13 protein-coding genes are annotated in these 13,166 nt (G+C 73.4%); 9 read left to right on the forward strand and 4 right to left on the reverse strand.

Annotated elements, in window-relative coordinates; all coding sequences use genetic code 11:
- Nucleotides 1–48 precede the first annotated feature (48 nt).
- From AB0D29_RS28900 to AB0D29_RS28920, 5 genes are all read left to right on the forward strand, one after another.
- Nucleotides 49–1,407, forward strand: a complete 1,359-nt coding sequence (locus AB0D29_RS28900; RefSeq protein WP_362858249.1) for an NDP-hexose 2,3-dehydratase family protein — start codon at nucleotides 49–51, stop codon at nucleotides 1,405–1,407.
- Nucleotides 1,404–2,528 carry a DegT/DnrJ/EryC1/StrS family aminotransferase gene (locus AB0D29_RS28905; protein ID WP_362858250.1) on the forward strand — a complete coding sequence of 375 codons (1,125 nt, stop codon included), beginning with the start codon at nucleotides 1,404–1,406 and terminating at the stop codon, nucleotides 2,526–2,528. The genes AB0D29_RS28900 and AB0D29_RS28905 overlap by 4 nt, the downstream gene beginning before the upstream one ends.
- A 65-nt stretch (nucleotides 2,529–2,593) precedes the next feature.
- On the forward strand, nucleotides 2,594–3,346 hold the full coding sequence (locus AB0D29_RS28910; protein WP_362858251.1) for a class I SAM-dependent methyltransferase: 753 nt from the start codon (nucleotides 2,594–2,596) through the stop codon (nucleotides 3,344–3,346).
- Nucleotides 3,343–3,939, forward strand: a complete 597-nt coding sequence (locus AB0D29_RS28915; protein WP_362858252.1) for a dTDP-4-dehydrorhamnose 3,5-epimerase family protein — start codon at nucleotides 3,343–3,345, stop codon at nucleotides 3,937–3,939. The genes AB0D29_RS28910 and AB0D29_RS28915 overlap by 4 nt, the downstream gene beginning before the upstream one ends.
- Nucleotides 3,936–4,958 carry an NAD-dependent epimerase/dehydratase family protein gene (locus tag AB0D29_RS28920; RefSeq protein WP_362858253.1) on the forward strand — a complete coding sequence of 341 codons (1,023 nt, stop codon included), beginning with the start codon at nucleotides 3,936–3,938 and terminating at the stop codon, nucleotides 4,956–4,958. Before AB0D29_RS28915 ends, AB0D29_RS28920 begins: the two co-directional genes overlap by 4 nt.
- A gap of 55 nt (nucleotides 4,959–5,013) precedes the next feature.
- On the opposite strand, the gene AB0D29_RS28925 is transcribed toward AB0D29_RS28920, so the two are convergent.
- Nucleotides 5,014–6,150 carry a glycosyltransferase gene (locus AB0D29_RS28925; protein ID WP_362858254.1) on the reverse strand — a complete coding sequence of 379 codons (1,137 nt, stop codon included), beginning with the start codon at nucleotides 6,148–6,150 and terminating at the stop codon, nucleotides 5,014–5,016.
- Between the two features lie 170 nt (nucleotides 6,151–6,320).
- Between AB0D29_RS28925 and AB0D29_RS28930 the strand changes: the two genes are divergently transcribed.
- The 4 genes from AB0D29_RS28930 to AB0D29_RS28945 are packed head-to-tail and all read left to right on the forward strand — an operon-like array spanning nucleotide 6,321 to nucleotide 10,031.
- Nucleotides 6,321–7,586, forward strand: a complete 1,266-nt coding sequence (locus tag AB0D29_RS28930) for a beta-ketoacyl-[acyl-carrier-protein] synthase family protein (RefSeq protein WP_362858256.1) — start codon at nucleotides 6,321–6,323, stop codon at nucleotides 7,584–7,586.
- Nucleotides 7,583–8,794 carry a ketosynthase chain-length factor gene (locus AB0D29_RS28935; RefSeq protein ID WP_362858257.1) on the forward strand — a complete coding sequence of 404 codons (1,212 nt, stop codon included), beginning with the start codon at nucleotides 7,583–7,585 and terminating at the stop codon, nucleotides 8,792–8,794. Before AB0D29_RS28930 ends, AB0D29_RS28935 begins: the two co-directional genes overlap by 4 nt.
- A 34-nt stretch (nucleotides 8,795–8,828) precedes the next feature.
- Nucleotides 8,829–9,089, forward strand: a complete 261-nt coding sequence (locus AB0D29_RS28940) for an acyl carrier protein (protein ID WP_362858258.1) — start codon at nucleotides 8,829–8,831, stop codon at nucleotides 9,087–9,089.
- A 3-nt stretch (nucleotides 9,090–9,092) separates the two neighbouring features.
- Nucleotides 9,093–10,031, forward strand: coding sequence for an aromatase/cyclase (locus tag AB0D29_RS28945; RefSeq protein ID WP_362858259.1), 939 nt, complete (start codon nucleotides 9,093–9,095; stop codon nucleotides 10,029–10,031).
- 84 nt (nucleotides 10,032–10,115) lie between these two features.
- Here AB0D29_RS28945 and AB0D29_RS28950 read toward each other — a convergent pair whose 3' ends face one another.
- The 3 genes from AB0D29_RS28950 to AB0D29_RS28960 all read right to left on the reverse strand — a co-directional run bounded on the left by AB0D29_RS28950 (nucleotide 10,116) and on the right by AB0D29_RS28960 (nucleotide 13,029).
- Nucleotides 10,116–10,868: a TylF/MycF family methyltransferase gene (locus tag AB0D29_RS28950; RefSeq protein ID WP_362858261.1), complete on the reverse strand. Its 753-nt coding sequence runs from the start codon at nucleotides 10,866–10,868 to the stop codon at nucleotides 10,116–10,118.
- 50 nt (nucleotides 10,869–10,918) lie between these two features.
- Entirely contained in the window at nucleotides 10,919–11,710 is a 792-nt protein-coding gene (locus AB0D29_RS28955) for an SDR family NAD(P)-dependent oxidoreductase (RefSeq protein ID WP_362858262.1), read from the reverse strand.
- A 122-nt stretch (nucleotides 11,711–11,832) separates the two neighbouring features.
- Nucleotides 11,833–13,029, reverse strand: a complete 1,197-nt coding sequence (locus AB0D29_RS28960; RefSeq protein ID WP_362858264.1) for a serine hydrolase domain-containing protein — start codon at nucleotides 13,027–13,029, stop codon at nucleotides 11,833–11,835.
- Nucleotides 13,030–13,166 lie beyond the last annotated feature (137 nt).

Raw genomic sequence — 13,166 nt, forward strand, 5'->3', positions numbered from 1 at the left:
ATTCCCCCCGGGGAATGGGAGGGGATTTTCCGCACGGAAGGTGGCCACATGTTCTCCGAAATAGCCGAATTCCACGACTGGTACGCCGGGCGTCGTCGCGCGCACGGCTACCGGGTGGACCGGATCCCGCTCGATGCCCTCGACGGCTGGCGCACCGACCCCGACTCCGGCAACCTCGTCCACCGCACCGGGCGGTTCTTCAGCGTCGAGGGGCTGGACGTCGCGGACTCCGGCCGGGAGGTCGACGCATGGCAGCAGCCGATCATCGTCCAGCCCGAGCAGGGCGTCCTCGGCATCCTGGTCAAGGAGTTCGCGGGCGTCCCGCACTTCCTGCTCCAGGTCAAGATGGAGCCGGGCAACGTCAACGGCCTGCAGCTCTCCCCGACCGTGCAGGCGACCCGGTCCAACTTCACCGGGGCGCACGGCGGCCGGTCGGTGCCCTACCTGGAGTACTTCGCCGCCCCCCGCTCGGGCCGGATCCTGTCCGACGTCCTCCAGTCCGAGCAGGCGTCCTGGTTCCTGGCCAAGCGCAACCGCAACATGATCGTCCAGGTCGATGGGGACGTCCCGCTGCTGGAGGACTTCTGCTGGCTGGACTTCGAGCAGATCGCCGTGCTGCTGCGCGAGCCGAACCTGGTCAACATGGACACCCGTACGGTGCTGGCCGGCGCCGCGTCCTGGCGGGACCGCGGCGCCGACCTGGTCGCGGACACCTTCCGGGGCGCGCTGGCCCGGTCCTGGGCCCCGGGCACCGTCGCCCTGCACGACACCACGCAGTTGCTCAGCTGGTTCACCGAGGCCAAGAACCGCTGCACCCTGACACGGGAGCGGATCCCGCTCACCAAGGTCGGCGGGTGGAGCCGGCGGGACGGGGCCCTCGTCCACGACCGGGACCAGCACTTCGCCGTCATCGGGGTGTCCGTCGACACCGACAGCCGCGAGGTCGCGCACTGGCAACAGCCCATGTTCGAACCGCGCAGCCAGGGCGTGATCGCCTTCCTGGTCCGCCGCATCGGGGGCGTACTGCACGTGCTGATGCAGGCCCGGACCGAGACGGGCGCCTTCGACGGCGTGGAGATGGCCCCCACCGTGCAGTGCCAGCCGGACAGTTACCGCGGCCTGCCCGAGGAGCGCCGGCCACGGTTCCTGTCGGAGGTGCTGGACGCGCCCACGGAGGCCATCCGCTTCGACCGGGTCCACTCGGAGGAGGGCGGCCGCTTCTACCACGCGCAGAACCGCTACCTGCTGGTGGAGGTCGGGGACGGGTTCCCGCTGCGGGTCCCCGACGACTACGCCTGGATCACCCTGCGCCAGCTCACCGACTTCGTGCGGTACGGCAACCACCTGAACGTCGAGGCCAGGAGCCTGCTGACGTTCGCGGGCTTCTACAAGGAGGACGACAAGTGACCATCCATGTCTGGGACTACCTCGCCGAGTACGAGACGGAGCGGGAGGACGTCCTCGACGCCGTGCAGCAGGTCTTCGCCAGCGGCCGGCTGGTGCTGGGCGACAGCGTGCGCGGCTTCGAGGACGAGTTCGCCGGCCACCACGGCCTGCCGCACTGCGTCGGCGTGGACAACGGCACCAACGCGGTGCAGCTGGCCCTGGAGTCGCTCGGCGTGGGACGCGGGGACGAGGTGATCACCGTCTCGAACACCGCCGCCCCGACCGTCGTCGCCATCGACGCGGCCGGCGCCGTCCCGGTCTTCGTGGACGTCCGCGCCGAGGACTACCTGATGGACACCGACCAGGTGGCGGCGGCGATCACCCCGCGCACCAAGGCCCTGCTGCCGGTGCACCTGTACGGCCAGTGCGTGGACATGGAGCCGCTACGGCGCCTGGCCCGCGAGCACGGGCTGGCGATCGTGGAGGACTGCGCGCAGGCGCACGGCGCACGGCACCACGGCGCGCTCGCCGGGACCATGGGCGACGTCGCGGCGTTCTCCTTCTACCCCACCAAGGTGCTGGGGGCGTACGGCGACGGCGGTGCCGTACTGACCGGCTCCGCCGACACCGACCGGGCGCTGCGCCGGCTGCGCTACTACGGCATGGAGGAGGTGTACTACGTCGAGCGGACACCCGGGCACAACAGCCGGCTCGACGAGGTCCAGGCGGAGATCCTGCGCCGCAAGCTGACCCGCCTCGACGCCTACGTGGCCGGTCGCCGCCGGGTGGCGCGCCGCTACGCGGAGGGGCTCTCGGACCTGTGCGGGCCGGGCGGACTGACCCTGCCGGCCACGGCCGCGGGCAACGAGCACGTGTACTACGTGTACGTGGTGCGGCACCCGCGCCGCGACGAGATCATCAGCGCCCTCAAGGAGCGCTACGACATCTCGCTCAACATCAGCTACCCGTGGCCGGTCCACACGATGCGCGGGTTCGCGCACCTCGGCGTGGAGGCCGGCTCCCTGCCGGTCACCGAGCGGCTGGCCGGGGAGATCTTCTCGCTGCCCATGTACCCGTCGCTGCCCGAGGCCGTGCAGGACAAGGTCATCGACGCGCTCCGCGAGGTCCTGCGGACCCTGTAGGCCGCCTCTTCGCCGACCACGCCGACCACGCCGCCACCCCACCGCCCGATCGAAAGGCTCCACCCATGCCTGCCAGCACGGACACCCTCATCTACCACCGCGCCGACGTCTACCACGACTTCTACCGGGGCCGCGGCAAGGACTACCGGGCCGAGGCCGCCGTCGTGCGCGAGCTCGTCGAGCAGCGCGCCGCGGTGGCCCCGGCCGCCGGATCGCTGTTGGACGTAGCCTGCGGCACGGGCTCCCACCTGGCCGAGCTCAGCGGGTTCTTCGCCGAGGCCGCCGGGGTGGACCTGTCCGCCCCGATGCTCGCCGTCGCCGCCCGCACCAATCCCGGGGTGCCGCTGACCGAGGGGGACATGCGCGACTTCCGGCTCGGCCGCACCTTCACCGCCGTCACCTGCATGTTCAGCTCGATCGGCTACCTGGGGACCACCGGCGACCTGGACGCGGCGGTGGCGAACCTGGCCGGGCACCTGGCTCCGGGCGGCGTCCTCGTCGTCGAACCCTGGTGGTTCCCGGAGAACTTCCTGCCCGGCTGGGTCGGCGCCGACGTCGTCCAGGCAGGCGGGCGGAGCATCGCCCGGGTCTCCCACACGGTGCGCGCGGAGCGGGCCAGCCGGATGGAGGTGCACTACACCGTCGCGGCCTCCGACACCGGCGTCGAGCACTTCACCGACACGCACGTCATGACGCTGTTCGAGCGGACGGAGTACGAGGAGGCGTTCCGGCGGGCCGGCCTGGACGTCGAGTACCTGCGCCACGAGCTGTACGGCCCGGGCCTGTTCGTCGCCACCCGCCCCGGTGGCTCCGCGTGAAGGTCCGCGAGCTGGGCGTCGACGGCGCGTACGTCTTCGAGCCCGAGGTCTTCCACGACGAGCGCGGCTCGTTCCGCTCCCCGCACCAGGAGGCGGCGTTCGGCGCGGCCCTGGGCGGGCCGCTGTTCCCGGTCGCCCAGGTCAGCACCAGCAGGTCGCACCGCGGGGTGGTGCGCGGGGTGCACTTCACCGCCACCCCCGGCTCCATGGCCAAGTACGTGCTGTGCACGGGCGGTCGGGCCCTGGACGTCGTGGTCGACGTCCGGCTCGGCTCGCCCACCTTCGGGCACTGCGAGCGGGTGGAGCTGTCCCCGGAGGCGGGCACCGCGCTCTACCTGCCGCCGGGCGTGGGCCACCTGTTCACCGCGCTGGAGGACGACACGGTGATGGTGTACTTGCTGTCGGCGGCCTACCGGGCGGACAAGGAGCGGGCGGTGCACCCGCTCGACCCCGAGCTGGATCTGGAGCTGCCGGACGGGCCCGCGTCGGTGCTGTCCGAGCGCGACCGTTCGGCTCCGACGCTGGCCGAGGCCCGGGCGCGGGGTCTGCTGCCGCGGTACTCGGACTGCGTGGCGGGCGGGGGCGGCCGGTGAACGCGCCGCGTCAGGTCGTCGTGCTCGGCGCCTCCGGGTTCCTCGGCTCGGCCGTGGTCCGGGCGCTGGCGGCCGACCCCGGTGTCCGGGTGCGTGCGGTGTCCAGGCGGCCGGCCGTGCTCCCCCGGTCCCTCGCCGGGCGGGTGGAGGTGTGCACCGCGGACCTGACCGAACGGGGTGCGCTGGACCGGGCGGTGGCCGGCGCGGACGCCGTGCTGCCGTTCACGGCGCGGATCCGCGGTGCGTCCGGGTGGCGGCTGTCGGAGGACGACACGGAGGCGGAACGGGTCAACGTGGGCCTGGTCCGGGACCTGGTGGCGGTGCTCGCCGAGCGGGCGCCGACCGCCGGGGGCCCGCCCGCGATCGTCTTCCCGGGCAGCAACACCCAGGTGGGACGGGTGACCGCCGGGCGGATCGACGGCTCCGAGCCGGACCGGCCCGCAGGGGTGTACGACCAGCAGAAGCACGCCGCCGAGACCGTGCTGAAGGAGGCCGCCGCGGCGGGCCTGGCCCGGGCGGTGAGCCTGCGGCTGCCGCCCGTGTACGGGCCGGGCTCCCCCACCGCGGAGGACCGCGGGGTGGTGTCGACCATGGTCCGGCGGGCGCTCGCGGGGCAGCCGCTGACGATGTGGCACGACGGTACGGTCCGCCGTGACCTGCTGTACGTGGAGGACGCGGCCCGGGCGTTCACGGCGGCCCTGGCCCACGCGGACGCGCTGACCGGCCGGCACTACCTGGTCGGGACCGGGCGGGCGCGGCCGCTCGGCGAGGTGTTCGAGGCGGTGGCGCGCGCCGTCGCCCGGTACGCGGGAACCCCCGCGGTGCCGGTGGTGTCGGTGGAACCGCCCGCGCACGCGGACCCGACCGACTTCCGCAGCCTGGAGGTGGACCCCTCGGCGTTCTCGGCCGCGACGGGCTGGCGGGCACTCGCCGTACGGGACGGGGCGCTGGACGAGGCCCTGGACCGCACGGTGGCTGCCGTGGCCGCCGCTCACGCGGAGGCCGTGTCCCGGTCCTGACGAGAGGAACGGCCCCGCCCGGTCCGGGCGGGGCCGTTGCCGTGCGCGGTCCGCATCATGCCCGCAGCGACTCCAGTACGGACACCACCCGGTCCGGTGAGGGCTGCGCGGCGATCTCCGCGCCGATCTCCGCCGCCCGCTCCCGGGGCCGGGACCCGGCCAGCAGTTCGGCCGCGGCCCGCGCGATGCGCGCGCCGGACTGCTCGCCCTCGGCCAGCACGACGGCCGCCCCGCGTTCCTCGATGCGGCGGCACGGCTCCAGCATCTTCGGGATCGTCGGCACCAGCAGCTGGGGCACGCCCGCGTGCAGGGCCGTCATGGCGGTCTGCCCGCCGCCGTGGTGGACGATGAGGTCGCAGGTGGCCAGCAGGGTGTCCAGCGCGAACCACCCGGCCCGGACCCCGGGCACCGCGGCGGTCAGCGCGTCCGCCACGTCCTGCGGTGCGGCGACGACCAGCTCCCCGTCGAGGCCCTCCACGGTCCGGGCCAGTTCGACCAGTTCGGCCACCCCGTCCGCCCCGGTGACCCGGCTGCCCGCGGTGACGCACACCCGGGGCCGGCCGGCCCGGCGCAGCATCCACGGCTCCAGCGGCCGGCGCAGGTTGGCGGGGACGAACCGCATCGACTGCCGCCGGCCCGGGGCCAGGCGGGCGGCGCGCAGGCCGGGCGGGCAGATGTCCACCCAGAGCGCGGGCACGGGCAGGGCGGGCAGCCCGGCCGCGTCGAGCTCGGCCGCCAGTTCGGCGGCGGCTCCGTCGTCCATCCCGGGCGGCTCGCCGAGGTCCCAGGTGTGCCGCACCCACGGCACCCCCAGTTCGTGGGCGAGGAGCGGTGCCGCGTAGCAGAGCGATCCGCCGACGACGAGGTCCGGAGCCCAGTCGGCGGCCAGGGCCCGCAGCCGGGGCAGGGTCGCGGCGGCCAGCCGCCCGAAGCCCTCCCCGTTGAAGCGGATCCGCTCCAGCGGGTCGGCGGGGATGGACAGCGCACGGCCGGCCCGGTCCTCCAGCATGAACCGGCTCATGGTCCCGTCGGTGACGGGCAGGACGGGGAGCCCGGTGCCGGTGACGTACGGGGCCATGTCCTCGGGGGACGCGACGAGGACGTCGTGGCCGGCGAGGCGGGCCGCCGAGGCGAGCGGGGCGAGGGCGAAGACGGTCGCGGGACTCCCGCCGGTGACAAAGAGGATCTTCATCGCACGGAGGGTGCACGGCGGCGCTCAAGAACCGCTGGACCGGCCCACGGCCCCTGAGCGGACATCGAGTGCCTCTTGAGCGGAGGTTGACCGCCCCCGCCTACCAAGAGAGCCGGCCGGGGGTCCCCCCGGCCCTACCGAGTCACCTCTTCGAGAAGGAAACCGATTCGATGTCCCGTCGTGTCGTGATAACCGGTATGGGGGTGCGCGCACCGGGAGGAAGCGGCACGGAGGAGTTCTGGTCGCTGCTGGCCGCGGGTCGTACCGCGACCCGCCGGATCAGCTTCTTCGACCCCACCCCCTTCCGTTCCCAGCTCGCGGGCGAGTGCGACTTCGACGCGGGGGCCGAAGGGCTCACCCCGCGGGAGACCCGCAGGATGGACCGGGCGACGCAGTTCTCCGTGGTCTGCGCCCGCGACGCGGTGGCGGACAGCCGCCTCGACTTCGGGGCGCTCGACCCGTCCCGGACGGGCGTGAGCCTGGGCAGCGCCGTCGCCGCCGCCACCAGCCTGGAGAACGAGTACCTGGTGCTGTCCGACGCCGGGCGGCAGTGGGAGGTCGACCCCGGCTATCTGTCGCCGCACATGTACGACTACCTGACCCCCGGGGTGATGGCGGCCGAAGTGGCCTGGACGGTGGGTGCGGAGGGGCCGGTGTCCCTCGTGTCCAACGGCTGCACCTCGGGGCTGGACGCCGTCGGCAACGCCGTCCAGTTGATCGAGGACGGCACCGTCGACGTGATGCTCGCCGGGGCCGCCGACACCCCGGTCACCCCGGTCGTGGTGTCCAGCTTCGACGCCATCAAGGCCACCACCAACCGCAACGACGACCCTGCGCACGCCTCCCGGCCCTTCGACGCCTCCCGCAACGGGTTCGTCCTGGCCGAGGGCGCGGCGGTGTTCGTCCTGGAGGAGCTGGAGCGGGCACGGGCCCGCGGCGCGACGATCTACGCCGAGGTCAGCGGGTACGCCACGCGCCTCAACGCGTACCACATGACCGGGCTGAAGACCGACGGCCGGGAGATGGCCGCGGCCATCTCGGCCGCGCTGGACCAGTCCCGGCTGAACGCGGACGCGATCGACTACGTCAACGCGCACGGTTCGGGCACCGTGCAGAACGACCGGCACGAAACGGCCGCGTTCAAGCGGGCGCTGGGCGACCACGCCTACCGCGTCCCGATCAGCTCGATCAAGTCCATGGTGGGCCACTCCCTGGGGGCCATCGGTTCCGTGGAGATCGCCGCGTGCGCGCTCGCCATGAAGCACAACGTGGTGCCGCCCACGGCCAACCTGCACCGGGCCGATCCCGAGTGCGACCTCGACTACGTGCCGCTGACCGCCCGCGAGCAGCGGGTGGACACCGTGCTGACCGTGGGGAGCGGGTTCGGCGGCTTCCAGAGCGCGATGCTGCTGCGGCGGCCGGAAGGAACGTCATGACGACCACAGTGTTCACGGGGCTGGGAGTCGTCGCCCCCAACGGGCTGGGCACCGAGGAGTTCTGGTCCGCGACGCTGGAGGGCCGCAGCGGCATCGCGGCCGTCACCGGTTTCGACGCCTCCGGCTACCCGGCCCGGCAGGCGGGCGAGGTACGGGACTTCGACCCGGCCGCGCACCTGCCGAACCGGCTCCTCCCGCAGACCGACCGCTCCACGCGGTTCGCGCTGACCGCCGCCGGGCTGGCGCTGGCCGACGGCGGTGTGGAACCGGGCGCGCTCGTCGACTACGACATGGGCGTGATGACCGGCAATGCGTTCGGCGGCTTCGAGTTCACCCACCGCGAGTTCGCGAAGCTGTGGTCGAAGGGCCCGCAGTTCGTCAGCGTGTACGAGTCCTTCGCCTGGTTCTACGCCGTCAACACCGGCCAGATCTCCATCCGCCACCAGCTGCGCGGCCCGGGCAAGGCCCTCGTCGCCGAGCAGGCGGGCGGGCTGGACGCCCTCGGCCACGCCCGGCGCGCCGTGCTGCGGGGCGAGGCGAAGCTGGTCGTCACCGGTGGCGCGGACTCGGCCCTGGACCCGTGGGGCTGGGCCGCGCAGTGGTCCGGCGGCCGGGTCACCACCGGCGAATACCGGCCGTTCGACCGGACGGCGAGCGGGCACGTGCCCGGCGAGGGCGCCGCGATCCTGGTCCTGGAGGACGCGGCGGCGGCCCGCCGGCGCGGCGCACCCCGGGTGTACGGCGAACTCGCCGGGCAGGCCTCCACCTTCGACCCGCCGCCCGGCTCCCCGCGACCGCCGGCGCTGCGCCGGGCCGTCGAGCTGGCGCTGGCCCGGGCCGGGGTGGCGCCGTCCGAGGTGGACGTGGTCTTCGCGGACTCGGCGGGCCTGCCCGGCCCGGACCGTCTGGAGGCCGAGGCGCTGCGCGGGGTGTTCGGCGAGCGGGGTGTCCCGGTGACGGCCCCCAAGTCCCTGACCGGGCGGCTCCAGTCCGCGGGCGGGCCGCTGGACGTGGTGGCGGCGCTGCTGTCGCTGCGCGACGGGGTGGTCCCGCCGACCGCGAACACCGACGAGACGCCGGAGGAGTACGGCATCGACCTGGTCCGCAAGTCCCCGCGGGAGGCCCGGCTGGCGACGGCCCTGGTCCTCGCCCGGGGCGCGGCGGGCTTCAACTCGGCCGCCGTCGTGCGGGCGCACCACCACCACTGAACCGACCCACAAGAAGGAAGAGGAAGAAGGAACGATGAGCGACGACACCACCGCAACCCCCATGACCCTGGACGACCTGCGCCGGATCCTGTCGGAGTCCGCCGGCAGCGAGGGCGGCCAGCTCGACGGCGACATCCTCGACACCGCCTTCACGGAGCTGGGCTACGACTCGCTGGCGCTGCTGGAGACCTCGGCCGTCATCCAGCGCGAGTACGGGGTGGAGGTCCCGGACAAGGTCGCCACCCCGCGCGAGCTGCTGGACTCCGTCAACGGCGCTCTCCCCGCGGTGGGCTGAGCCATGCGTCGGCACACCCGGCACGCGCTGACCTCAACCGCACAGCCGCAGGCGTTGTACGACCTGGCCGCCGACGTCGGTCGCTGGCCGGCCATGTTCGCGCCCAGTGTCGCCGCGCACTACCTGGAGCGCGGCGAGCTCACCGAGCGGTTCCGACTGTGGGCCTCGGTGGGCGGGGAGGTAAAGACCTGGGTCTCGCGCCGTGCGCTGGACCCGTTGAACCTGCGGATCCGCTTCGACCAGGAGGAGAGCGCGGCGCCCATCGCCTCGATGGGCGGCGAGTGGATCTTCGAACCGCGGGAGGACGGCGGGACGGACATCGTGCTGCTGCACGACTTCACGGCGGTCGGGGACGACCCGGACACCGTGGAGTGGATCAACGCCGCCCTGGACCGCAACAGCCCGGTGGAACTGGCCGCGCTGGCGCGGATCGCCGAGCTCGCCGCGGAACACGGCGCGGCCGTCGGCGACCTGATGTTCTCCTTCAGTGACACCGTCGCCCTCGACTGCACCGCCGAGCAGGCGTACGCGTTCGTGCACCGCGCGGACCTGTGGCCCGAGCGGCTGCCGCACGTGCGGCGCGTGGAGCTGAGCGAGGACGCCGCGGGGGTGCAGGAGATGGAGATGGACACCGTCACCGCCGACGGCTCGGCGCACACCACCCGCTCGGTGCGGGTCTGCCGGCCGGGCGAGCGGATCGCGTACAAGCAACTGGTCCCGCCGCGGCTGCTGCTCGGCCACAGCGGGGTCTGGGAGTTCACCGGCTCGGGCGCGGGGGCGCAGGTCACCGCAGAGCACACCGTGGTGATCGACCCCGCCGCGGTACCGCAGGTGCTGGGCGCGGGAGCCACCCTCGCCGACGCGCGCCGGTACCTGCGCGATGCCCTCGGCGGGAACAGCCGCACCACGCTGGAGCTGGCGGCGGCCCGTACCTCCGCCTGACGGCACGACCGCACGACCGCACGACGCCATCGGCCTCCAGGACCCGGACGGGTCCTGGAGGCCGATGGCGTAGGGGCGGGCGGCTCAGGCGGAGCGGCGCCAGAAGACGCTGTACTCGTCGATGGCCTCGACCTCGTCGGTGATGCCGTGCTTCTCGCGGAACTCGTCCACGGCCTTGCGGCAGGCCGGGATGAAGTAGTCGTCGATGACGACGAAGCCGCCGGTGGAGAGCTTCGGGTAGAGGTTGTCCAGCGCGTCGAGGGTGGACTCGTACAGGTCGCCGTCGAGCCGCAGGACCGCGAGGCGCTCGACGGGGGCGGTCGGCAGCGTGTCCTTGAACCAGCCCGGCAGGAAGCGGACCTGGTCGTCGAGGAGCCCGTACCGGCCGAAGTTCTCCCGGACGGTGTCGGCGCCGACGCCGAGCACGTGGTTGGAGCGGTGCAGGGCCATCTCCCGGTCCATGGGGTGGCCCTCCTCCCCGGTGTCCGGGATGCCCTCGAAGGAGTCGGCGAGCCAGACGGTGCGATCGGTGATCCCGTGGGCCTTGAGGTAGCCGCGGGCGAAGATGCAGACGCCGCCGCGCCATACGCCGGTCTCGATGAAGTCGCCGGGCACCCCGTCGGCGACGACCCGGTCGAGGAGGGTACGGATGTTGCGGATGCGCTTGAGGCCGACCATCGTGTGCGCGACGCTGGGCCAGTCGGTGCCCGTCTCGCGGTTCTCGGGGCGGAAGTCCCGCTCGGGGAACCACTCGTTGGGGATCGGGGCGTCCTCGTAGACGAGGTTGGTGACGACCTTCTCCAGGAGGTCCAGGTACAGCTCTGTCGTGTTCTCCACGGGAGTGTGTCCTTCCGGGTGTGCGGCGGGATGCGGTGCGGTGCGGTCGGTCAGTAGTTGCCGAGGCCGCCGCAGACGTTGAGGGCCTGCGCGGTGACGGAGGCCGCCCCCGGGCCGACGAGGTAGTCGACCATCGCGCCGACCTCCTCGGGCAGCACGTAGCGGCCGATCGGCACCCGGGCGCTGACCCGGGCGTGGGCCTCGTCGACGGTGACGTCCCACAGGCCGGCGTACGTCTCGCGCACGCGTGCGGCCATCGGGGTCTCGACGAAGCCCGGGCAGACGGCATTGACGGTGACTCCGGTGCGCGCCAGCTCCAGGCCCAGGGACTTGGAGAAACCGACGACGCCGTGCTTGGAGGCCGAGTACGGGGCGCCGTGCAGGACGCCCTGCTTGCCTCCGGTGGAGGCGATGTTGATGATCCGGCCCCAGCCCTGCTCCAGCATGCCCCCGTGGTTGAGGACGTCCTTCGTCATCAGGAACACGCTGTTCAGGTTGGTGTTGATGACGTCGAACCAGAGCTCGTCGGAAACCTCGCGGGTCACCCCGCCGCCGGAGCGGCCGGCGTTGTTGACCAGGATCCCCACGGGCCCGAACCGCTCGGTCGCGGCCCGGACGAACGTGGTGATGTCCTCGCGGGAGGTCACGTCCAGGCTCCGGCCGTCCACGTCCAGCCCCTCGGCCCGCAGGGCGGCGACGGTCTCGGCGACCCGGTCGGCGGTGCGGGCACCGAGGAAGACCCGGTGGCCCGCGCGGGCCAGCCGGGTGGCGATCTCGAGGCCGATCCCGCTGGTGGCTCCGGTGACAAGTGCAGTGCGTACGTCGGCGGTGGCGCCGGCCATGTTTCCTCCCGAAGGGTCGGCTGGGAGGCGCCAAGTTCGCAAGGGCCGCTCAAAGTGCTCTCCACGTGCCCTGGAAAACCGCTAGAGCGGCAGTCCACCGGCGCCGTCCCGGACGACCGGTGTCACCGGGCCCGTGCGGGGACCTTCTCGACGCAGCGGTGCACGGCCTCCACCAGGCGGTGGGCGCGGTCGTTCATCCGGCCGATGGTGCGCGAGCCGGCGTTCTGGACGTAAGCGAAGGCCAGTTCGCGGTCGGGGTCGGCGAAGACGAACGTGCCGTTGGCTCCGTCGAAGCCGAAGGCGCGCGGGCCCAGGCCGGCGGAGGAGGGGAAGACCGGACTGTCGGGGAGCATGAAGCCGAGGCCCCAGGTGCTGGGCAGCAGCACCACCCGGCACGTGCCGCGGGAGTACGGGCGGGCGAGCTCGACGGTGCGGTCGGGGCCGATGAGGCGGATGCCGTCGACCTCGCCGACCAGGGCGGCGAAGAGCCGCCCGAGGGAGCGGGCGCTGGCCACGCCCCCGTACGAGGGGTCCTCGACGGCGGGGTCCAGGGCGTCGTACAGCCGCATGCTGCCGATCATGGCCCGGTGGGTGAGCGATCCCGGGTCGCCGAGCGCGCGGAGCATGTCCAGCTCCGTACCGGGGTCGGCGCCGTCCATGAGGGCCTCCGCTTTGGACTCCAGCATGGTCGCGAGGTGGGCGTCGGAGCCGGCGGGCAGCCCGATGTGGGCGTCCAGGCCCAGCGGTCCGGCGAGGTGGCGGGCGAAGTAGCGGCCCACCGTCAGGCCGGTCCGGCGCCGCACGAGTTCGCTGAGCAGGTGCCCGTAGGTGGTCGCGTGGTAACCGTGCGCCGTGTCCGGCTCCCACTCCGGTCGGGCCGCGGCGAGCGCCTCCGCCACCGGCGTGTGCGCACGCAGCGCGTACGGGGTGAGGGGTGCGTGGTCCAGGCAGACGATCCCGGAGCGCTGTGTGAGGATCATGCGGGGCGTGATGGCGGCCTTGCCGTGGGCCGCGAACTCCGGCCAGTGCGCGGCGACCGGCTCGTCCAGGTCGAGGCCCTGCTCCTCCCACAGATGCAGGAACGCAGCGGTGACCAGCGCCTTCGTCGGCGAGGCGAGCACCGCCAGGGTGTCGGCCCGCCAGGGGTCGGTGCGTTCGGGGTCGGCCCAGCCGCCCCACAGGTCCACCACCGGACGGCCCCGGTGGTAGACGCAGACGGCCGCGCCCACCTCCTCACCGGACGCGAAGTTCTCCTCGAAGGCGCGTACGACGTCGGTGAACGCGTCCTCGGCCCGGCCTGCCTGGGGGTATCGCTGCACAGTCTTCCGTCCTTCGCGCGGGGAGAGCGGCCTTCCTCCTGACGGCCGGCTGCCGTCTCTCTATGGACCGCTGCTCGGGCCTCGCTCGAGCGGAGGTGCAGCGGGGCCGGACGCCCCGGCCGGCAACTGCTCCCGCC

The sequence above is a fragment of the Streptomyces sp. NPDC048424 genome, assembly GCF_040651555.1.
Taxonomy (GTDB): Bacteria; Actinomycetota; Actinomycetes; order Streptomycetales; family Streptomycetaceae; genus Streptomyces.